This is a genomic window from Flavobacterium sp. 5 (genome assembly GCF_002813295.1).
Lineage (GTDB): Bacteria > Bacteroidota > Bacteroidia > Flavobacteriales > Flavobacteriaceae > Flavobacterium.
On record NZ_PHUE01000001.1, the window covers coordinates 3,028,544 to 3,052,158 of the forward strand.

Annotated in this window: 19 protein-coding genes; 18 read left to right on the forward strand and 1 reads right to left on the reverse strand. The window is 30.2% G+C overall.

Annotated features, from left to right (window positions below):
* The first annotated feature begins 38 nt into the window (after positions 1–38).
* Entirely contained in the window at positions 39–974 is a 936-nt protein-coding gene (ctlX, locus tag CLU82_RS12490; RefSeq protein WP_100843403.1) for a citrulline utilization hydrolase CtlX, read from the forward strand.
* 80 nt (positions 975–1,054) lie between these two features.
* On the opposite strand, the gene CLU82_RS12495 is transcribed toward ctlX, so the two are convergent.
* Complete coding sequence (locus CLU82_RS12495; protein WP_100843404.1) at positions 1,055–1,684, reverse strand: MarC family NAAT transporter; 630 nt, start codon at positions 1,682–1,684, stop codon at positions 1,055–1,057.
* A gap of 224 nt (positions 1,685–1,908) precedes the next feature.
* Here CLU82_RS12495 and CLU82_RS12500 point away from each other — a divergent pair, with 224 nt between their 5' ends.
* The 17 genes from CLU82_RS12500 to CLU82_RS12580 all read left to right on the forward strand — a co-directional run bounded on the left by CLU82_RS12500 (position 1,909) and on the right by CLU82_RS12580 (position 23,556).
* On the forward strand, positions 1,909–2,277 hold the full coding sequence (locus CLU82_RS12500; RefSeq protein WP_100843405.1) for a CoA-binding protein: 369 nt from the start codon (positions 1,909–1,911) through the stop codon (positions 2,275–2,277).
* 249 nt (positions 2,278–2,526) lie between these two features.
* Positions 2,527–3,147, forward strand: a complete 621-nt coding sequence (gene recR, locus CLU82_RS12505; RefSeq protein ID WP_100843406.1) for a recombination mediator RecR — start codon at positions 2,527–2,529, stop codon at positions 3,145–3,147.
* Between the two features lie 69 nt (positions 3,148–3,216).
* Complete coding sequence (locus tag CLU82_RS12510; protein WP_100843407.1) at positions 3,217–4,020, forward strand: polysaccharide biosynthesis/export family protein; 804 nt, start codon at positions 3,217–3,219, stop codon at positions 4,018–4,020.
* Positions 4,021–4,027: 7 nt separating this feature from the next.
* Positions 4,028–6,478, forward strand: coding sequence for a polysaccharide biosynthesis tyrosine autokinase (locus CLU82_RS12515; protein WP_100843408.1), 2,451 nt, complete (start codon positions 4,028–4,030; stop codon positions 6,476–6,478).
* A gap of 24 nt (positions 6,479–6,502) precedes the next feature.
* The gene (locus CLU82_RS12520) at positions 6,503–7,489 is read left to right on the forward strand and encodes an SDR family oxidoreductase (RefSeq protein WP_100843409.1); all 987 of its coding nucleotides are present in this window, start codon (positions 6,503–6,505) and stop codon (positions 7,487–7,489) included.
* A 25-nt stretch (positions 7,490–7,514) separates the two neighbouring features.
* Entirely contained in the window at positions 7,515–8,906 is a 1,392-nt protein-coding gene (locus tag CLU82_RS12525; RefSeq protein ID WP_100843410.1) for a UDP-glucose 6-dehydrogenase, read from the forward strand.
* 309 nt (positions 8,907–9,215) lie between these two features.
* Positions 9,216–10,499 (forward strand): nucleotide sugar dehydrogenase, encoded by a 1,284-nt coding sequence (locus CLU82_RS12530; protein ID WP_198520219.1) that lies wholly within the window; start codon positions 9,216–9,218, stop codon positions 10,497–10,499.
* Positions 10,500–10,538: 39 nt separating this feature from the next.
* Positions 10,539–11,585, forward strand: coding sequence for a dTDP-glucose 4,6-dehydratase (rfbB, locus tag CLU82_RS12535; RefSeq protein WP_100843411.1), 1,047 nt, complete (start codon positions 10,539–10,541; stop codon positions 11,583–11,585).
* Between the two features lie 45 nt (positions 11,586–11,630).
* Positions 11,631–12,095, forward strand: a complete 465-nt coding sequence (locus tag CLU82_RS12540) for a UpxY family transcription antiterminator (protein ID WP_100843412.1) — start codon at positions 11,631–11,633, stop codon at positions 12,093–12,095.
* Positions 12,096–12,359: 264 nt separating this feature from the next.
* Complete coding sequence (locus tag CLU82_RS12545; RefSeq protein ID WP_100843413.1) at positions 12,360–14,774, forward strand: SLBB domain-containing protein; 2,415 nt, start codon at positions 12,360–12,362, stop codon at positions 14,772–14,774.
* Positions 14,775–14,787: 13 nt separating this feature from the next.
* Positions 14,788–15,858, forward strand: a complete 1,071-nt coding sequence (locus tag CLU82_RS12550) for a Wzz/FepE/Etk N-terminal domain-containing protein (RefSeq protein WP_100843414.1) — start codon at positions 14,788–14,790, stop codon at positions 15,856–15,858.
* A 3-nt stretch (positions 15,859–15,861) separates the two neighbouring features.
* The gene (locus CLU82_RS12555) at positions 15,862–16,860 is read left to right on the forward strand and encodes a mannose-1-phosphate guanylyltransferase (RefSeq protein ID WP_100843415.1); all 999 of its coding nucleotides are present in this window, start codon (positions 15,862–15,864) and stop codon (positions 16,858–16,860) included.
* Positions 16,861–17,181: 321 nt separating this feature from the next.
* Positions 17,182–18,345, forward strand: a complete 1,164-nt coding sequence (locus CLU82_RS12560; RefSeq protein WP_100843416.1) for a glycoside hydrolase family 88 protein — start codon at positions 17,182–17,184, stop codon at positions 18,343–18,345.
* 48 nt (positions 18,346–18,393) lie between these two features.
* Complete coding sequence (locus CLU82_RS12565; RefSeq protein WP_100843417.1) at positions 18,394–19,923, forward strand: oligosaccharide flippase family protein; 1,530 nt, start codon at positions 18,394–18,396, stop codon at positions 19,921–19,923.
* Positions 19,924–20,021: 98 nt separating this feature from the next.
* Positions 20,022–21,152, forward strand: a complete 1,131-nt coding sequence (locus tag CLU82_RS12570; RefSeq protein WP_100843418.1) for a polysaccharide pyruvyl transferase family protein — start codon at positions 20,022–20,024, stop codon at positions 21,150–21,152.
* Position 21,153: 1 nt separating this feature from the next.
* Positions 21,154–22,188, forward strand: a complete 1,035-nt coding sequence (locus CLU82_RS12575) for a glycosyltransferase (RefSeq protein WP_100843419.1) — start codon at positions 21,154–21,156, stop codon at positions 22,186–22,188.
* A 216-nt stretch (positions 22,189–22,404) separates the two neighbouring features.
* Entirely contained in the window at positions 22,405–23,556 is a 1,152-nt protein-coding gene (locus tag CLU82_RS12580) for a glycosyltransferase (protein ID WP_100843420.1), read from the forward strand.
* Positions 23,557–23,615 lie beyond the last annotated feature (59 nt).

The window sequence follows — 23,615 nt, forward strand, 5'->3', positions numbered from 1 at the left end:
TTAGGCAATAGATTTTGGAACGATAAAACAATATGAATATGACACAAACAACAAACTCCATTTTAATGATTCGACCTGTAGCTTTTCGTATGAATGAGCAAACGGCAGTGAATAATTATTATCAAAAAGTTTTAGATGGTCTTTTGCCTGCAACAGTAAATGCAAAAGCACAACAGGAATTTGATGTTTTTGTTGAGAAGCTTCGGGCGGTTGGGGTAGATGTAACGGTAGTGGATGATCTTGAAGATGCAGATACTCCGGATAGTATTTTTCCAAATAATTGGATTTCATTTCATGAGAATGGAGATGTGGCGCTTTATCCCATGTTTGCAGAGAATCGTCGTCTGGAACGTCGTGAAGATATTCTAGATATTTTGGAAGAAAAAGGATTTATAATTAACAATATTATGGATTATACTTCTGCCGAAGATGATGGTTTTTTTCTTGAAGGTACAGGGAGTCTATTGTTGGACAGAGAAAATGGGAAAGCTTATTGTGCTCTTTCACCAAGAGCAGATGAAGAATTATTTATTGAATTTTGTGAAGATTTCGAATTTACTCCTGTAATTTTTGAAGCTTTTCAAACAGTTAATAAAGAGCGAAAATTAATTTATCATACCAATGTTATGATGTGTCTTGGAGATACATTTGCAGTTATTTGTGTAGATTCTATCGATGATAAAAAAGAGCGAAAAATGGTTCTTGATAGCATTAAAGGTGATGAAAAAGAAATAATTTTGATTACCGAAGAACAAGTTAATAATTTTGCTGGTAATATGTTGGAGGTAAAAGGATCTGATGATAGAAGGTATTTGGTAATGAGTGCTTCGGCTCATCAAAGTTTGACAAAAAAACAAATTGCTCAATTAGAAGAGCATGTGACGATTTTGAGTTCAAATTTAGATACAATTGAAGCTTGTGGTGGAGGAAGTGCCCGTTGTATGATGGCTGAGATTTTTTTACCAAGAGAGTAAGATTTAGTAGGTTAATAAAAAAGTCCAAATCTTAAATGTTTATATTTAAGTTTTGGACTTTTTTATTGAGTGTTTTTGATTTACATCAAATTGCTTTTTATAATATTAATTAGTGCGCTTACTATATATTGAATGCCAATGGCAACAACAATAAATCCTATAATTCTAGATATAGCAACAATGCCAGATGCTCCGAGTATTTTTGCTAAATAATGAGCACTTCTCAGGATAATAAAAATAGAAACTGCAATTGCTAATATTGCTAAAGAAGCAATTATAAGTTCATTCGTAGCATGATGTTCTTGGTAAAATGCAATCAATAGAGATATTGAACCTGGTCCAGCAAGCATTGGTATAGCTAAAGGGGTTAGAGCAATATCATTTCGTTTTTGAGCATCTGTTTCTATCTTTTTATTGATGCCTCTTTTTTTGTTGAATTTTCCCGAAAGCAAAGAAAAACCAGAGCTTACAATAATTAAACCTCCAGCAATTCTTAGTGAATCAATACTAATGCCAAAAAAACTTAAAACATATTTTCCAATAAAAAACGAAATTATAAGGATTAGAAAAACATTTATAGAAGTCCATAATGAAATTCTTGAACATTCTTGTTTGGAATCACCTTGGGTTAAGCCTACAAAAATTGGTACAGTTCCAATGGGGTTTAATACGGAAAATAAGGCGACAAATAAGTAAATAAATAAATCCATCCAGTTTTAACTTTTTATTGTAAAATTACGATTTTCTCTATAACTAAGTTTAAATAAGAGTTAGATTATTGTTTATTTCGATATAATGTAAAATAAATTGAATAAAATTGTGGAATTTGGATTGTAATCCCACCAAATTCCAAATTTATAATATAGGTATAAAGCAACTATTTGGTTAGTGCTTAATGGTTTTTGATTACTTTTGCACTTCATAAAGATTTACAATGACAAAAAATAAAAAGACTTTAATTATTGGAGCAACAACAAAGCCTGAAAAAGTAGCTTTCAAAGCAATTGAAATGCTTGTTGCCAATGGACATTCCGTGCTAGCATTGGGACAAAATACAGGAGAAGTAGCTGGGGTTAAAATAAATACCAAAGCAATTCCTGTCAAAAATATTGATACCATTTCATTATATATAAATTCTGCTCGCCAAAGAGATTATTATAATTATATAGTAGAAGCCAAACCAAAACGTGTTTTATTTAATCCAGGGACTGAAAACCCAGAATTTTATCAGTTATTGGAATTAAATAATATAAAGTTTGAAGCTGCTTGCACGTTAGTTTTACTGACATTAAATAAATATTAATTAGTATCTATTTATATTATATCTTTTTATTTCTGTAAAAGAGAGAAAAAGAGGTGATTATAAGAGCAATTCGTACATATTAAGTCATAACAGTCAACGGTTTTAAATTAGTGGCAATTGATATTTTGAAAAAAATTACATTTGTTCATACTTAAAATTGGAAATTATTTGTTTTAAAGTTAGATATTGTGTTTAAAATAGGTTTAATTTTCTAAATGTCAGTTTGTCAAATTGCTTACTTTTGTAACCATGGAATTTTCTTCAAAATTAATAGAAAAAGCAGTTAATGAAATGGCTCAATTGCCTGGAATTGGTAAAAGAACCGCTTTGCGATTGGTTTTGCATATTTTAAAACAACCCAAAGATCAAGCTACTTTTTTAGCTCAAGCATTAGTGACAATGCGGGAAGATATTAAGTATTGCAAAAGTTGTCATAATATATCTGATAGAGAAGTTTGTGAAATTTGCACCAATCCAAGTAGAAATCATCAAATTATATGTGTAGTAGAGGATATTCGAGATGTAATGGCAATTGAAAACACTGGACAGTTTAGAGGAATTTATCATGTTTTGGGCGGTAAAATTTCGCCTATAGACGGAGTAGGGCCAAGTCAGCTTACTATTAATACATTGGTAGAAAAAGTTAAGTTAGGACAAGTCAAAGAGATTATTTTCGCTTTAAGTTCTACTATGGAGGGCGATACGACCAACTTTTATATCTATAAACAAATAGCTGATTTGTCAATAGTAGTTTCAACAATTGCTAGAGGAATTGCTGTTGGAGATGAACTAGAATACGCCGATGAAGTTACACTTGGTAGAAGTATATTACATAGAGTACCTTTTGAAAAATCATTAAAAGCCAATTAAGCTGTTTATTAAGTATTATACTTTTTAAATAGTAATCTAAAAACTATATTTGTTATTAAATAAATACGAATGAACAAGCATTTTTTCTATATATTTTTATTTATCAGTGTATTATTTACATCTTGTATTCCAGTGAAGGATTTAGTTTATCTTCAAAAAAAGGATAATTCTTCAAATGAGAATCCAATAACAATGGTAGAGTCAAAACCCTATCGATTGCAAACACATGATGTAATAAGTATTTCTATCAAAGCATCAGATCCTAATTTAGTTGCTATTTTTAATCCATCATCGAATGGTGCATCCGCAGGTTCTTCACAATCAGAATCTGGTTTGTATTTTAATGGTTTCACTGTTGATGATCATGGAAATATTAGAATTCCTGTTTTAGGAGAAATGAATGTTATGGGATTTACTCTTGAAGAAGTACGCTTAGATGTCGAAAAGCAATTGTTATCGACTTATTTTAAAGATAATGCCAGTATTTTTGTGGTAGTAAAGTTGGCAGGTTTTCGTTACACGATAAATGGCGAAGTGGCTAATACAGGTACAAAAACATTATTTCAAGAAAAAGTAAATATTATGGAGGCAATTGCAAATGCAGGTGATATAACTACTACTGGAGACAGGAAGGCAGTTACAATTATTAGGCAGACGCCAAATGGGACGGAGATGAAAGATTTAGATTTAACAAATATAAATGTGATGAATTCGCCATATTATTTTTTACAGCCAAATGACTACGTGTACGTAAAGCCACTAAAACAAAAAACATGGGGAACGGGTAGTACGGGTATCCAGTCTCTAACAACTATAATTACATTATTGTCTTTATTTACAACTACTTATTTGTTAGTTAAAAGTTTAAATTAACCCCAGTATGTTAGATATTAAAGATTTTGCAGTTTTTGAAAATGGACCAAGTTTTGATTTTAAGGGATTTCTACTTAAGATACTAAGTTATTGGAAGTGGTTTCTATTAACAGTAGTAATAGCCTTAATGATTGCCTATCAGGTTAATATACGTAAGGAGAAGATTTATAGTATCGAAACTCTGATTTCTGTAAAAGAAGAAACTAATCCACTATTTACCTCAAGTACCAATTTGGTTTTTAATTGGGGAGGTGCCTCGGACCAAATTCAAACTATTTCGACCACGTTACAATCCAGATCTCACAATGAACTAGTGGTAGATAAATTGCAATTTTACATTGATTATCTAGTGCAAGGTGAATACAATCTCATAGATGCTTATGGTACTGTTCCATTTTATGTAGACATCGATAAAAAGCAAGGGCAATTAGTTGGGAATCTTATAGGAATTAAATTTTTAAGTGATAATGAATATGAAATAAGGATTCCTTTTATAGGATCTTCAGTTTCGTTAATTCATTATTCAGACAATAGCTACAGTACTACATCTGTTGTTGAAGGAGAATTTATCAAAAGATACAAAGTAGGTGAACCAGTGGTATTGCCTTTTTTGAATTGGAAATTGCAGATAAGAAACAATCCTGGATTATATAAAGGGAATGAATACTTTGTTCGATTTAATGATTTTGATGGAACTGTTTCAGTTTATAGAGATGTTAATGTTAAGGCTGATGACAAAGGAAGTTCTATAATTACTTTGGGAATGCAAGGTACTAACAAAGCAAGAATGGTTGAGTATCTTAATTCTACTGTAAAGATGTTGATGAAGAGACAGTTAGATGCTAAGAATCAGTTTGCAACCAATACTGTTAATTTTATTGATAGCACACTTATAGCAATGGAATCTCAGTTGAAAAAAACAGGAGACGAGCTAAAATTCTTTAGGAAAGATAAGAATATTTATGAGATTGAGGGAGGTGGGCTTGCTTTCTCAGATAAAATACTTGATTTTGACACTAAGAGAGATGTTATAGACAGGAAAATAACCTATTATAATTCTTTAAAGGCGTATTTAAAAAATAGTGTTGATTATTCAAAATTACCCGCTCCTTCTGTGGCAGGAATTGAGGATCCAAATATTGTGGTTAATGTTTCTAAACTAATAGCTCTTTCAACTCAAAGGTCGGAGATGGCTTATGCAGTAAAAAGCGAAAAAATATTTAGAGATTTTGATAATCAAATGGAAGCGATCAAGAATGTTTTATTAGAAAATATAGTTACAGCCAAAGCTTCATTGCAATACGATTTAGCAATGATTCAAAGTAAAATTAATGAAGCCGAAGGTAAGATAAAACGTCTTCCAGATGATCAGCAAGAATTAATTAAAATTCAAAGAAAATACGATTTAAATAATAATATATATAATACTTTTTTGCAAAAAAGGAGTGAAGCTGATATTGTAAAGGCTGCTAATTTATCTGATATTCATTTTATTGATTCAGCAAAAGATATTGGAGGTGGGCTTATTGGACCAAAAACAGGAGTTAATTATATTTTGGCTTTATTTTTAGGACTTTTATTGCCTTTATTGATTATTACAATTCTTTTTTTTATTAATAATACTATTCAGAATCCTGATGACATTAATAAATTAACATCTATTCCTTTAATTGGTATTGTTGGAATTAATCCGGATAAAAACAGTTTAGCAGTTTTTGACAAACCAAAATCTGCATTGTCTGAGTCTTTTAGAGCAGTTCGATCTTCACTACAGTTTTTGTACAAAAAAAATAATGTGGCAGGAGCCAAAACTCTCATGATCACATCATCAGTTAGTGGTGAAGGAAAAACATTTTGCTCTATAAATATTGCTACAGTATTTGCTTTAAGTGAGAAAAAAACTGTGATTGTGGGATTGGATTTAAGAAAGCCAAAATTATCCGAAGAATTTAATTTGACTAATACAATTGGTGTTGTGAATTATTTAATTAAAGATAAAAGTTTGGATGAGATTATAAATCATACTTCTGTTCCCTATTTGGATGTGATATTGTCTGGACCAATACCTCCCAATCCATCTGAATTAATTTTAAGCGAAGCTATGAAAGAATTAATAGATGAGCTTAAATCGAAATATGATTATATTATTCTCGATACACCTCCAGTTGGTTTGGTGGCTGATTCATTAGAACTGACACAATACTGTGATATTATTTTATATATTGTAAGGCAAAATTTTACTAAAAAAGAAATGATATCACTATTGAATAATAGAATTAATCGAGAAGAATTGCACCATACGAGTATCATTTTGAATGGATTTGAAAATAAAGCAAAGTACGGTGGTGGTTATGGTTATGGCTATGGTTATGGAAGTGGGAATTATTCGAATGGCTATCATGAAGTTGAAAAGAAAAAAAGTTTATTACAGAAAATTGGGGTTAAGAAAAATACTTAGCACTGGATTTTAAAAAAATAAAGAATGGATAAAAATAGCAGTAAAACAATTCTAATAACAGGTGGGGCTGGATTTATTGGATCTAACCTATGTGAATATTTTTTATCCAAAAAATACAATGTTGTCTGTTTGGACAATTTTGTGACAGGTCATCGTTATAATTTGAAGGACTTTCTTAACAACGATAATTTTAATTTAATTGAAGGAGATATACGAAATTTAGAAACTTGTATGTTAGCAGTTCGTGGAGTGGATTATGTGTTACATCAAGCTGCACTTGGATCTGTTCCGAGATCCATAAATGACCCAATTACTACAAACGAAGTTAATGTTTCAGGCTTTTTGAATATGTTGATAGCATCAAGAGATGCTAATGTGAAACGCTTTGTTTATGCTGCAAGTTCTTCTACGTATGGTGATTCTATTGAATTGCCAAAAGTAGAAGAAGTTATAGGAAAACCACTTTCTCCCTATGCAATTACAAAGTATGTTAACGAATTATATGCCGAAATTTTCAGTAAAACATATGGGTTGGAAACAATCGGATTGCGTTACTTTAATGTGTTTGGTCGCAAACAAGATCCTAATGGAGCTTATGCAGCGGTGATTCCAAAATTTGTAATGCAATTGATGCAACATGAAAGCCCAATAATAAATGGGGATGGGAATTATTCGAGAGATTTTACTTATATCGATAATGTAATTCAGATGAATGAATTGGCAATGATTACCGAAAAAGCAGAGGCAATAAACACAGTTTATAATACAGCGTACGGAGATCGTAATACATTAAATGATTTGGTTGGTTATTTGAAAACTTTTTTGTCCGAATATGATTCAGAGATTGGGAAAGTAGAAATTCAATATGGTCCTAATAGAATGGGGGATATACCTCATTCGTTAGCTAGTATTGATAAAGCCAAAACTATTTTAGGGTATAAGCCTAAGTTTTCTTTGCAGGAAGGCTTAAAGGAAGCGGTGGGATGGTATTGGGAAAGTCTTAAGAAATAAAGAATAGAAATTAAAGAATAGAAATATGAAAATCACAAAAATTTGTTGCATCGGAGCAGGTTATGTTGGAGGACCAACTATGGCTGTTATTGCGCAAAAATGCCCTCACATTCAAGTGACAGTAGTGGATTTAAATGCGGAAAGAATTGCTGCATGGAATGATAAAAATACTGATAATATTCCAATTTATGAACCAGGATTAAGTGCTATTGTTGCTGAAGCTAGAGGAAGAAACTTGTTTTTTTCAACCGAAGTTGATAAAGCAATTGACGAAGCTCAAATCATTTTCATATCTGTAAATACGCCTACAAAAACGTATGGTAAAGGAAAAGGAATGGCAGCTGATTTAAAATATATTGAATTGTGCGCAAGACAAATTGCTAAAGTTTCTAAAGATAATAAGATTGTTGTTGAAAAATCAACTTTGCCAGTTCGTACTGCCGAAGCAATTAAAAGCATTCTTGATACTACAGGGAACGGAGTTCAGTTTCAAATTCTTTCAAATCCTGAGTTTCTTGCAGAGGGAACTGCTGTTGAGGATTTATTGAATCCTGATAGAATATTAATTGGAGGAGATGTTTCGGTTGAAGGACAAAAAGCAATTCAAGCTTTGGTTGATGTGTATTCGAACTGGGTTAATCCTGAAAAAATATTGACGACTAATGTTTGGTCATCTGAGTTGTCAAAATTGACTGCTAATGCTTTTTTGGCTCAAAGAATATCATCTATTAATGCGATGTCTGAATTATGTGAAAAAACTGGAGCAGACGTTAATGAAGTTGCTAGGGCGATTGGGATGGATAGTCGTATCGGATCTAAATTTCTTAAAGCTTCAGTTGGATTTGGAGGTTCTTGTTTTCAAAAAGATATTTTGAATTTGGTTTACATTGCAAAATCTTATGGTTTGAATGAAGTGGCTGATTATTGGGAGCAGGTAATTATTCTAAACGACCATCAAAAACGTCGTTTTTCTAATAATATAGTACAAACTCTTTATAATACGGTTGCAGATAAAAAAATTACATTTTTGGGTTGGGCATTCAAGAAAGATACCAATGACACTAGAGAATCTGCGGCTATATATATTGCAGATGATTTAATTAATGAACAAGCAAAAATTGCGGTCTATGATCCTAAGGTTTCAAGAAAGAAAGTATTAGCAGACTTAGATTATTTAGAAACGAGAACTTCCGAGGAAAATGTAAATAGTATAATCACTTTTGAAGACCCATATAAGTCTTGCGAAAAAGCTCATGCCATTGCAGTACTTACTGAGTGGGATGAATTTGTGGAATATGACTGGCAAAGAATATATGATAGCATGCAAAAACCTGCGTTCATTTTTGATGGAAGAAATATATTAGACAAATTTAAATTAGAAAAAATAGGTTTTGTTTATCAGGCGATCGGTTCGTAGTTTTTACATGTTTTTTCTGTTTAAAATAAATATTTGATATTAAATATGGCATCACTATAAATAGTGATTTTTCACCTTAATAAGTGATTTTTGAAAAAGATTTTTACTGACTACTAGTCGCTTAGACTTTTGGTTTGTAAAAATCTTTTGTTGGTTTTATAGGTGATTTTTTTTTGAGAAAATTGGTTGCTTATTTTTACTATATTTGCGTGCTTAATTTAGGAGGGAAATTATGTTTATATTTAAAACACTACTCTCTGATTATAATTTCGATAATTGGAATTTTAAAACCAACAATAGTTTAAGAAATTGAATAAAGATATAAAAATTGCAGTAATAGGATTGGGCTATGTTGGTTTGCCTTTGGCTAGACTGTTTGCTACTCAATTTTCAGTTGTAGGGTTTGATATCAATCTTTCAAGGGTTGAAGCATTACAATCTGGTGTAGATAGTACTTTAGAAATAGATAGTGAAACTTTACAAAAGGTTTTAATTGAAAAAGAGGCTAGTGAAAACGGTTTATATTGTACTTCAGAAATAGGAGATATAGCCAATTGTAATTATTTTATTGTTACAGTACCAACACCTGTTGATAAAAATAATCGCCCAGATTTAACTCCATTATATAAATCTAGCGAAACAGTTGGTTCTGTTTTAAAAAGAGGAGATATTGTTATTTATGAGTCTACAGTATATCCTGGGGTTACAGAGGAGGAATGTGTGCCGGTTTTAGAGAGAATCTCGGGGTTGCGGTTCAATGTTGATTTTTTTGCGGGTTATTCACCAGAACGAATCAATCCAGGAGATAAAGAGCATACTGTTGATAAAATATTAAAAATCACTTCTGGTTCAACTCCTGAAATTGGACAAAAAGTGAATGAATTGTATCAATCAGTAATTGTTGCAGGAACTCATCTTGCCCCTTCTATAAAGGTGGCAGAAGCTGCAAAAGTTATCGAAAATTCTCAACGAGATATTAATATTGCATTTGTCAATGAATTAGCCAAAATCTTTAATCTTTTAGATATAGATACTGCTGCTGTTCTTAAAGCTGCGGGAACTAAATGGAATTTTTTACCTTTTAAACCTGGTTTGGTAGGAGGGCATTGTATAGGTGTTGATCCGTATTATTTGGCGCAAAAAGCCCAAGAAAAAGGATACCATCCAGAAATAATATTAGCAGGTCGGCGTTTGAATGATAGTATGGGTGAATACGTAGCTTCGCAAGTAGTAAAGCTAATGATAAAACGTGGAATAACGATTAATGGTGCTAGTTTGTTGATGTTGGGTATTACTTTTAAAGAGAATTGTCCAGATGTTCGTAATACTAAAATTGTAGATGTTATTAAGGCATTTGAGGATTATGGAATTCTAATAACTACGTATGATCCTTGGGCAAATCCAGCCGAAGTGAAACATGAGTATGGTTTGATAACTGTAAATGAGAAACCAGATGTTGTTTTCGATGCCGTAGTTTTAGGTGTTGCACATTCCGATTTCTTGAATTTAGATATTCATTCGTTAAGAAGAACTCATAGTGTACTTTATGATGTTAAGGGAGTCTTAAGAGATGGAGTAGATGGAAGACTTTAATAGAATGAAAGTAGAATTTTAAAATATAATAAGAAGAAAATGAAAAAGATACTTATTACAGGAGGTGCTGGATTTATTGGTTCGCATGTTGTAAGACGATTTGTTACAACCTATCCTAATTATCAAATTTTTAATTTGGATGCATTAACTTATGCAGGGAATTTAGAAAACATTAAAGATATCGAAAATGAATCTAATTATACTTTTGTAAAAGGAGATATCACTGACGAAAATTTTATAAATAATTTGTTTCAAGAGCAACAGTTTGATGGTGTGATTCATTTGGCAGCGGAGTCCCATGTTGACCGTTCAATTGAAGATCCTTTGGCTTTTGTGAAAACAAATGTAATTGGGACAATGAATTTGTTGAATGCTGCCAAAAAGCAGTGGCTAGGAAATTTTGAAGGAAAACGTTTTTACCATGTAAGTACAGATGAAGTTTATGGGTCACTTGGAGTTACTGGGTTGTTTACAGAAACTACAGCTTATGATCCTAATTCGCCTTATTCTGCATCCAAGGCCAGTTCAGATCATTTTGTGCGTGCCTATGGTGAGACTTATGGGTTACCTTATGTAATAACGAATTGTTCAAATAATTATGGGCCTTACCATTTTCCAGAAAAATTAATTCCATTGTTTATTAATAATATCATTAATAATAAACCGTTACCAGTTTATGGTGATGGAAATTATACTAGAGATTGGTTGTTTGTGAAAGATCATGCTGTAGCAATTGATTTAGTTTATCATGATGGAAAGAATCATGAGACTTATAATATAGGAGGTTTTAACGAATGGAAAAATATAGATTTAGTAAAGGTTTTGTGTCAAATTATGGATGAAAAATTAGGCAGAATAAAAGGAGAATCTGCTCAATTGATTACGTATGTGAAAGACAGACCAGGCCATGATTTGCGCTATGCAATTGATGCCTCAAAAATAAATACTCAGTTGGGATGGAAACCATCTGTAACTTTTGAACAAGGATTAGAAATTACTATTGATTGGTACTTGAATAATCAAGATTGGTTAAATAATGTGACTTCTGGAGCATACGCTTCCTATTATGAGAAACAATATTCATAGTAGGGGTTTGTCTATTTAAAGTTTTCGGGTATTAAAAATAAAAAAATGAACTGGTACGTAGTTTACACAAAGCCTAAATGGGAAAGAAAAGTTGCGGAACGTTTGAAAGAAATAGGGGTAACTTCTTATTGTCCATTAATAACAAAGTTGAGCCAATGGTCGGACCGTAAAAAGAAAGTACAAGTGCCACTTTTTAATTCCTATATTTTTGTACAAGTAGATGAAAAAAACAGGAATGTTATTTTTGAAATACCAGGTGCAGTACGTTATTTGTTCTGGTTGGGAAAACCAGCTATTGTCAAAGAAAAAGAGATTCAAATTATCCAAGATTGGCTGGAAATACCAGATATTTTTGAGATAATGGTTGATAAATGGCAAAGGGGAGATAAAATTGTTTTAGAATCGGGACCATTTGCGACAAAGTCAGCAACTGTGCAAGAGGTTAAGCAAAATCATTATATACTTGTTTTAGAGTCTTTAGGATGTATCCTTAAGGTTGAAAAAAAATAATTTTTTTATTAATAAGATTTGCAAATTTTTAGAAAATGTAGATGTGAACCAAAAATGGGACTCACAAAGGCGAAGCCATATAATTAAGTTGCATTTTTGTAAAATAGATATGTGAATTATTTGTCTTTTCGATGGTTTTAATTCACTTTTATTATAAGTACTTCCTGTAAAATTAATTTTATAGAATATCTAAAAATTCAAAAACAGTAAAAAAAAATAAGGCTGGTAGCTTTATCTTTGATTAAAAATAAATTTAGTTTCACAATGAAAAAAATAATCACAGTAATTGTTCTTTTTGTATTTCTATTTCAGGTAGATACTGTTGTTGCACAAGATATTTTAAAAGGAAATAATTTGAGTAGTATAAAGATAGATAATTTGTCTGAAGGAGATATTGCAAAAATCAAAGCTCAATTAAAGAGCAACGATATGTCTATAGATCAGGCAGAACCTATAGTATTATCAAAAGGAATGAGTGCAACAGAATTTGCTAAGTTGAAAGAGCGATTAACTGCGATTACAATAGAATCAAATGATGTTTCTAGTACGAGTTCTAATGGAGACTTAACTGCGGTTAGTACTCAAAGTGCAGTTCAGTATAATAATCCAAAAAAAAATGATGATACCACAGTTTTTGGTTCAGAGTTATTTGATAATCCAGCGCTTAGTTTTGCTCCCGATTTAAAATTAGCGACACCAGTTAATTATATATTAGGACCTGGGGATGAATTACAAATCGGAGTTTATGGTGTTCAAGAATACAGTAGTAGTTTATCAGTTTCCGTAGAAGGAAAAATCAGCATTCAGTATGTTGGTCAAATTTCTGTAGCTGGAATGACCATTGAAGCTGCTACTCAAAAAATTAAAGGATCCATTGCTAAAGTGTATAGTACAGTTCGATCTGGTCAATCACAAGTTAGTGTTAGTTTGAGTAAAATACGAACTATTAAGGTTACAGTTGTTGGTGGTAATCAGCCAGGTAATTATTCAGTATCCTCATTAGCTACAGTTTTTAATGCTTTGCATTTGGCTGGTGGACCAGGTAAAAATGGAAGTTACAGGAATATTGAATTAATTAGAAATAATAAAGTTTTAAGAAAAATTGATATTTATAGATTTTTAGTAAAAGGAGATCAATCCGATAATATAGGTTTAAGAGATGATGATGTAATCAGAATTCCTGCATATAGTCAAAGAGTTGTTTTGTCAGGCGAAGTTAAAAGACCAGGGATTTTTGAGATGAAAACTGGTGAAACATTTTCAGATTTATTATCTTTTGCTTCAGGTTTTAATGAGTTTGCTTACACTGCTTCAGTAAATGTGGAACAAAAAACAGGTAAGGAATTTAAAGTTCAGGATATAAATGAAGGAATGTATTCGACCTATATTCCTAAATCAGGAGATGTTATTAAAGTTTCAAGAATTTTAGATCGATTTGAGAATCGTATTAAAATTGAAGGAGCTGTTTTTAGACCGGATGCATATTCTTTTTCAGAAGGAATGAGAGTATTAGATCTGATTAATAGAGCGGAAGGACTTAAGGAAGATGCTTACACAAAAAGAGCTAGAATAATTCGTTTGAAATCTAATTTAACTTCTGAGATCGTAAATGTTGATTTGAGTGCTGCTTTGAATGGAGATGTAAATGCAAATATTGAACTAAGGAGAGAAGATATTGTTACTGTTTATTCTATTTTAGAATTCAGAGAAGAATATAAAATTACTATAGATGGTGAGGTGAAAAATCCGGGGACATATCCTTTCTATGAAAATCTTACTTTAAATGATTTAGTGGTTCAAGTAGGTGGATTAACTGGGTCAGCTTCAAAAAGAGTTGAAATTGCCAGAATGATTAAGTCTGATACTATTAATGTGAATGATTCTAAAAGAGTAGAAGTTTTTAATTTAGAAGTTACACCTGAAAATAATGAGCAAATAAAGAATTTTACCTTAGAACCTTTTGATGTTATTACTATTCGCAGAATGGCTATTTATGAAAAGCCTACTACGGTTTTTGTAAGCGGATCTGTTGTTTATCCTGGTAAATATGTTTTGGCGAATAAAAAGGAATCGGTTTATTCGATAGTTATGCGTGCAGGAGGATTATCAGCTGATGCTAATGTAGAAGGGTTGAAAATTAAACGTCCAATTAAAAATGACCAAATAAAAGATATAGAAGATGTGAGTGTCAATGTTAATGGTAATAATTCTGAAGAAAGTTTAGCCAATAAGTTGAAATACGATATTAAATTTGCTGTAATTCCTGTTAATTGGGAGAAAATTGTAAAAGATAAAGACCATTATTCTAATGTCACTTTGTTTTCTGGAGATGAAATTATAGTGTCTAAATTTAATGAAGGTGTAAAAGTAGCTGGAAATGTATTGTTGACATCTGAAATTCCATATCGTAAAGGTAAAAACTTTAATTATTATATTAATGCAGTTGGTGGAATTGACAATAAGGGGTGGAAAAAGAAAGCCTATATTATTTATCCGAATGGGAAAGCAGATGTAGCCAAATCTTTTTTGTTTTTTAAATCTTATCCTAAAGTTTTGCCAGATTCACAAATTGTTGTACCTGAGAAACCTGAGGTAAATAAAATGAGTACTGGAGAATTGGTTAGTATAGGCAGTGTTATTACTAGTCTAGTTTTGTTAATTGTTACTGCATTTAAATAAAATTATATTTTTTATGGAGAGTAAGCCTGAAATTAATGATGAAATTTCATTAAAAGAGTTAATAGAGAAGGGAAGAGAATGGTATTGCTATTTATGGTCACAATGGAAAATAATTATATTGGTAGGTTTGATTGGAGCAATTTTTGGATTGACCTACTCATTTATCAAAAAGCCAATTTATACAGCCACTTTGTCTTTTGCACTTGAAGATGAAAAAGGTGGAGGGGGATTAGGAGGTGCTATTGGTTTGGCTAGTTCTTTTGGATTAGATCTTGAAGGAAGTGGTGGAGGTATGTTTGTAGGTTCCAACTTGACAGAGTTATTTAAATCTCGTACAATGGTCGAAAAAACGTTAATGACTCCTGTTACAGTAAATGGAAAAGTAATTTCTCTGGCTGAAATGTACATTCAAGATAATAAATGGCGTGATAGTTGGAATGATGATGCTAAATTTAAAAATATACAGTTTTTACCTGATACTAAGCGTAAGTATTTTACTAGAGTTCATGATAGTATTTTGGGTGTCATTTATGAAAAGTTGTCAAAAAAATCTTTGTCTGTAGAGCAAAAAGATAAGAAGATATCTATTATCTCAATGGAAGTTGCTTCTACTAATGAATTATTTTCTTTATATTTTTGTGAGGCTTTAGCAAGACAGGTTGGAAAGTTTTATGTAGACACCAAAAGCAAAAAAGCCCGTATGAATATGGAAATTCTTAATAGACAAACGGATTCTATTCGTGCAGAGCTAAATAGTGCTATTACTGGGGTAGCAATAGCAACAGATAATACATTTATGTTAAATCCTGCCCTAAATGTACGTCGTACACCGTCAGCTAAACGTCAGGTAGATGTACAAGCCAATACAGTTATATTGACGGAATTGGTAAAACAAACCGAATTAGCTAAAGTAACGTTGCGTAAAGAAACACCTTTAATACAAGTAATTGATAGACCTATACTGCCATTGAATAAAGAAAGGTTTGGAAAAGCAAAAGGTATTTTGGTAGGTGGATTTTTATCTGGATTTTTAGCAATATTATTTCTTTTCTTAAAAAAAACATTTAGTAATATTACAAGTTAATTTATGTATTCAATTACACATGTTATTCTTACTGGCGGTGTTGGTAGTAGATTATGGCCTTTGTCAAGAAAATGTCAACCGAAACAGTATCTAGAAATTTTTGGAGGACAATCATTATTTGAAATGACTTTAGAGAGAAATAAAAACTTGGTTAATGCCATTATGGTGGTTGGAAATTGTGATAATACTCATTTAAGTAAGAATATATTAGATAAATCTAATACTTCATATTTGAATATTATTGAGTCAACCCCTAGAAATACAGCTGCTGCGATTGCCTTTGCGGCTTTAGCTTCTCAACCTGATGATATTTTAATTGTAACTCCCTCTGATCATATTATTGAAGATGATGTAGCTTATAAAAAAGCTATAAAGGAAGCTATTGATAAGGCTTCGAAAGGATTTATTGTAACCTTTGGAATTGTACCAACTAAACCAGAAACGGGTTATGGATATATTGAACGAAATGGAGATGATGTGATTTCTTTTCGAGAAAAGCCAAATAAAGAAACAGCAATTGATTTTATAGAAAGAGGTGATTTTTTATGGAATAGCGGTATATTTTGTTTTAAAGCGAGTGTTTTATTAGAGGAATTAAAAAAATATGTACCTGATGTTTATGCAAAATCAAAAAGTGTATGGGAGGCAAATGTCGATGGAAAATTGGATTTGAATTTATCATTAAATATTCCTTCTATCAGTATTGATTATGCAGTAATGGAAAGAAGTAAAAAAATAAAGGTAGTATCGACTGAGTTTATTTGGTCTGATTTAGGTTCTTTTGAATCGGTTTATGATTATTTAGTTTCTTCTGGTCATCCTATAGACGAAAATGGAAATATGGTAATTGGAAGTTCAGTTTATTCGGTATTTATTGGACTTAAGAATACTATTTTTGTTACAACAAGTACTGCCAATTTAATTTTGCAAAAAGAAAATTCCCAAGATGTAAAAACTATTTATACTTTTTTAGAGAACCAGGATTCGCCTTTGCTTAATTAAATTAGCTGCAAAAAAAAATACATTGTATATTTTAAGTGATTTTGTGGAATTTAATTATGATAATCTAAATCATAATTGGTTAAAAATCTAAAATATATTTTAGTAGCTGTATTAATTATAGGTGTAAGTGAATTGAAATTGTATTAATTAGAGGATAATTTTTAAAGATAATGGTTACACTACATTGAATTCTTCTAATAGCAAATTTATACTGTTCTTACAGAATAAATTTAGGATAACGCAAATGTCTATATTTTGCTTATTTTATAAAATAGTTTTAACAAGTAAAGCTGTCAGTTATTAAATTAATTGTCTAATATTATGAAAAAAAACAAATGGATTATAGGTTTTCTTGTAATTTCATTAATATGTAATTTAATAGTTTTAAAAGTTGATATTATTCCTTTTATGATGCTGAGATTTGAAATTAAACATTCAAAAAATCAACCTAAAATAAGTAATATTAAATCTCCTGAGAAAATCATTTTGAATAGGTCATTAGAAATGGCTAATTCTAATACTATATTTACCGTTTTTGATGAGCAGTCTAGTTTTTCTGAAAGCTTTTTAAGAATGTTAGGACACGGAGGACGAGATGATTTATTTAAGAGGTATAATTACCCGAGAGCGTATTTGATTAGTGGATTGACTGATTATGCTAAATCTGAAAAGGATACCGTTTTAATGCTTAAAATTGCTAAAATTTTTGATAAATATATTAATGATGACGGGTCTCCTTCGTTTGTGCTTGACAAAGTAGATCAAGTGCCATTTGGTATAGCAGCTATAAATCTATTTAAATATACAAATAATATAAAATATGAGAAATTTGCTAAGTATATTTATAATTATATAAAATCATTAGAACATAATAATATTGTTCTTTACAGGAATAATAGTAATGTACAGCTTAATGATGTAGTAGGAATGATTTGTCCCTTTTTGGTAAGATATGAAGAAATAAGCAAAGATAGAAAGTCATTATTACTCTGTTTAAAACAATTACAATTTTATAATACATATGGTGTAGATAAAGAAACATTTTTACCCTGTCATGGTATAAATTTAAAAACAAATATTAAGGTAGGGCCTACAAATTGGGGACGTGGAATTGGGTGGTATCTCATTGGGTTGTCTGAGTATGTAAAAAAAGAAGGAAGACTTACTTCTCAACTGAATGGATTAATAAACTCGCTTGAGATGCTTAAAACTGATGATTTAGTTTGGACTCAATTCCCAGGGTCAGACACTAAATTTGATGCTTCATCTACAACAATGTTTATGTATGGAATAAATTTATCAAAACCAGATGCATATTCTAAGCAAGATGTTTTTAAAATACTGAATAACTATATAAAGGAGGATGGTACGATTATCTCAACTTCTGGAGATACACATGGTATTAATAATTACTCTCAAACATTTGGCGAGAGTGAATTATCTCAAGGAATGCTTTTAATGCTCCTAAGTACAACTACTAAATAATTTGATTTCAACCACTTCTTTGTTAATTATATACTAACTAATAATTTAATGTCCACAGATAATAAAAAGATTGCCAGAAATACTTTGTTCTTATATGTAAGAATGTTTCTGACAATGGGGGTCAGTCTCTATACTTCACGGATTGTGCTTAATGCATTAGGTATTGAGAGTTATGGGGTTTATAGCGTGGTTGGTGGAGTTGTAACTCTTTTTAGTTTTTTTGATTCTGCAATGTCAACAGCTACACAACGTTTTTTAGCTATGGATATTGGGAAAGAGAACTCAGAAAATCTTAAAAAAACTTTTAATTCCGCTCTAATTATACATATAGTTATTGCTCTGTTAGTGCTTTTAATAGCTGAGACTATTGGTTTGTGGTTTGTAAATTGTAAATTAAATTTACCTGTGGATAAAGTTGATCAAGCAAATTTTGTTTATCAGTTTTCTATATTGGCAAGTATTATTGGTATTACTCAAGTACCATTTAATGCATTGATTATTGTAAAAGAACGTATGGACGTATTTGCAATAATAAGTGTTGCGGAGGTTTTGTTAAAGTTGGTGATTGTTTTTTTGTTGTATATATCACCTTATGATAAGTTAAATACTTATGCGATTTTGGTATTTTTGCTATCTTTAATTATTTCAACAGTATATAAAATATATTGTCATGTAAACTTTAAGGAAAGTTCTTTTAGATTATATAAGGACAAAGGGATGTATAAGGAATTAATTTCATATTCTGGTTGGACTGTTTTTGGAAGTATAGCAGGAATAGCTAAAGGACAAGGAATAAATATATTATTGAACTTGTTTTTTGGAACAGTAGTTAATGCAGCTTATGGAATTACTTTGCAAATTCAAAATGCGGTCTATTCTTTTGTTACTAATTTTCAGATGGCAGTAAATCCCCAAATTTATAAGAGTTATGCTCAAGGTAATATAGATCAAATGCAAAAACTTGTATATCAGTCCTCTAAATTCTCTTATTATTTGTTATTTATTTTAGTTAGTCCTATAATTTTTAATATTGATTATATATTGGTTTGGTGGCTTAAAAATCCACCACAATATACAGCAATTTTCACAGTTTTAACTTTGGTTAATTTATTGATAGAATGTATTTCGAGACCTCTCATAACAGCTGCTTTTGCAACGGGTGAAATTAAATGGTATCAGATAATTATTGGAGGTTTTTTGTTTTTAAATCTGCCTATTAGTTACTTCTTTTTCCAGATAAATAAAGATCCTACGTCATTTTTGTATGTAGCAATAGTTTTATCCATTTTAGCTTTTTTTTTTAGGTTTGGTTTTCTGAAAAAAATGCTTGATTTAGATATTTTTAATTTTATAAAGAAAGTAATTTTACCCGTTTTGGCAGTATCATTAGTTTCTATAGTGTTATTATATGGTCTTAATTTGTTGGTAAAGAGACCTGAAAAATTGTTTGATCTATTATGGATTAGTTTTATTGTGATGATTATCAATTTTTTTGTGATTTCATTTTTTGGTTGTAATCATTTAGAAAGAATGATGTTGTTGAATTTTATTAAGAATAAATTAAATAAAAAAGGATAAATATTTAAGTATATCAACATTAAGAATATCAATGTGACATAAAAAGTCATTTTATAATTGGGAATGTATTAATTAAAAAGTAGTATAATAAAAAAGATATGAGAATAGGGATAATGACGTTTTGGGAATCAAAAAATAATTATGGACAAATTTTACAGTTGTTTGCTTTACAAAAGATAGTTGGTGATTTAGGACATAATCCATTTTTAATAAGATATAAGAGGATACCTATTCCGTATAAAAGTGAAAATTTTGTTGTAAACTTTAAAATAAAATTGAAAAATTTTTTAAAGTTTATTTATACTACTATTCGCGGACTTTTTGTTAAGAAAAAGCTAGCCAATGATGAAAAAAGAAAATTTGAGGAGTTTAAAAAGAAGTATATTGTCTCTGAGGGTTCTGATTATTTAGATTATAAAGATTTAATAAAAAAACCTCCAGTTGCAGATGTATATATTGTAGGTAGTGATCAAGTATGGAATAACAATTTTAGTGTTTCAGCTGAAGCCTTTTTACTAGGCTTTGGTAATAATAAAATAAAAAGGATTGCGTACGCAGCAAGTTTTGGTCAAAAAAAGTTATCGGATAAAACAAATCAATTATTCAATAAATATATTCAAAATTTTAATTCAGTAAGTGTTAGGGAAGAAAGTGGTGTGGATATTTGTATGGATTTAAAAGTTTCTAATCCAGAATGGGTGCTAGACCCTACATTGTTATTTACTAAAGAAGATTGGATAAAAATGTTAGAGCTTCCTGATATTAAAGAGGAACAAAAATCTATTTTTATATATACTCTTGGGAATAGTAAAATTCTAGATAAAGATAAGTTTATTGGGTATGCAAATAGCTTAAAAGATTATAAAGTCGTGCATGCATCAGCAAATTCTGATGATTCTGGGAATGTTTTGCCAACAATTCCAGAATGGGTTAATTATATTAAAAATGCTGAATTGGTAATAACTACTTCCTTTCATGGAATGGTTTTTTGCATATTAAATAATACGAACTTTATTGTATTGCCTAATACAGGACATGCTGAAGGTATGAACGAACGAATTTACAGTGTGTTAACACTATTAAATTTGGAAGAGCATATGATAGAATCATTTTCAGAAAAAACTGTATCTAATATTTTCTCTAAAAAAATCGATTGGAATTCTATAAATAATATTTTGGAAAATAAGAGAAAATTCTCAATAGAATTTCTTAAAAATGCTATAAATTAAAATGAAAGTAATTTTCGCTCCATATAGTGATGGAAATCCTTATCAAAAAGAATTGATAAAAGAATTAGAGTTAAAAGGAGTTTCTGTAGGGAATGCTGGATTGGGATTTAAAGATTTTTTTAAAACTATAGACTTGAATAAAGCTGATGTTATTCATTTTCATTGGTTAGACACTTATATATTAGGCAATAATTCAATTATTACGTTTATAAAAATTATTGTTTTTTTATTAAGATTGAAGCTGTTTAAGAAATCAAAAAAATATATTTGGACAGCACATAATTTAAAAAGTCACGAAAGTAGTCATCCATTATTGGAAAAATTTTTTTTAAAAAATTTTGTAAAGATTTTAGATAGAATTAGTGTCCATAGTTTGTTTGCAAAAGATAAATTAATGAAAGAGTATGGCGCAAATTCAGATAAAATTCAAATTATTCCTCATGCTAATTATATCAATGCATATCCAGTTAGAGATGATGAAAGGAAACTGTTGTTAAAAAATAAATTAGAAATAGATAACGGAAAGTTTACTTTTATGTTTTTGGGTAATATTCGCCCGTATAAGGGAGTGTTGGAAGTAATAAGCGCTTTTAAAGAATTAAATTTTAATGATGCGCAACTTGTTATTTGTGGCAGTGTTAAAGCTAAGGATGAACAAAAATTGATAGAGAAGAAAATTGATAAATTTAGTAATATAAAACTGATAGCAGAATATATAAATGATGAAGATATTAGTAGTTATTTAGACCTTGCTGATGCAATGCTTTATCCTTATAAAGATATATTAACGTCGGGTGGTTTGCTTCTTGGGATGTCTTATAAAAAGGTTTGCATTGCATCTAACGTTGGTAGTATGTCTGAGTTTTTAGATTCAAAGTTTCTTTTTAATACTTATTTAGATTTGAAGGAGACTATGAAAGAAATAAGGGGTTTTTCAGAAGAAGAATTAAAACTTGCTGGTGAGCTTAATTATTCAAGAATAAAGGATGATACATGGAAAAAAATGGCAGATTTAACATTGAATTTGTATAGTTAATGTTAAAAGTATCTAGAAATTTATTGATAACTTCCTGTCCTATTTTTTTAATGCCTTTATTTTTTTTTAAAGAGTGAGTTATTTTATGTTAGTGATATTTTAAAGAGATTGTTGAATATACGATATCTCATGAAAATCAAGATTGAATTGTATTTTTTTATGCAACTAATAGTTTTAATTGAGATTCCTTTTTAATTAAAAGACAATAGATTAAATATGCAATGTAAAGTTTTATATATTCTAAACGATTCTACACCTTATGGAGGTGCAAATAAGTCATTTTTAAATATGATTGATGGCTTAATTTTAAATGGAATAAAGCCATTCGTGATTTTGCCTACTGATAATGGTATTATAGTTAATTTAAAAGACAGGGGATTGCCATGTTATGTGATACCTATTCGTATGGATGTGTTTCCATCTATAAATAATTTTCGAGATATATGTATGTTTATCCCGAGAATATTCCGAATCTTATTCATTAATAAAAAAGCTTATTGGAAAATTTTAAGTTTAACAAAGGAAATTAAGCCAGCTTTAATTCACACTAATGTTGGACCTATCCATACAGGTTTCAATGTAGCTATTAAAATTGGTATACCTCATGTATGGCACATACGAGAGTATCAGGATTTAGATTTTAAAATGAAGCCTCTTTTCTCTATGGATAGATTTGTTTTAAAACTAAATTCAATTAATAATTTCCCAATAGTAATAACAGAGTCTATTTATAAACATTTTTCATTAAAATTTCCGGCAAAAGTTATAAGCAATGGAGTGTTAAGTTCTACGCTTGTGCAATTTGATAGAATTAAAGAAAAATATTTTTTATTTGCTGGTAGACTTGAAGAAAGTAAAGGAATTAAAGAGACAATTAGAGCATTTTCTGAATTTAATAAAATTAATTCTGAATACTATTTGTACTTAGCAGGAGACACAGAGGATTCTATTTATATGAATTCGTTAGTAGAATTAATCGAAAAGTTAAATATAACTAATCGAGTTTTATTTCTTGGGATGCGGAATGACATATCTAATTTAATGGCAAAGGCAACCGCTTTAATTATGTCTTCTAGATATGAGGGATTCGGTAGGGTGACAGCGGAAGCAATGTTCAACGGATGTTTGGTTATTGGAAGGAATACCGGTGGTACTAAAGAAATTTTAGAAAAGGAGAGATTAGGACTTTTGTTTTTGACTAATGAAGAAATGGTTGAGCTAATGAAAGATGTAGTTGCTGACGGTGTCGAAAGTTATTTTTCAATGATTATGGAAGCCCAAAAATTTGCTATAAATAATTTTTCTAATGAACAGAACGTAAATAAAGTTATTGAATTATATAAAGAAATTTTATCTATAAAAAGATAAAATCAATTTATAAATAATTTGCTAAAAGAATTAGTAGTAAAGGAAAAGTTTGTTTTGTA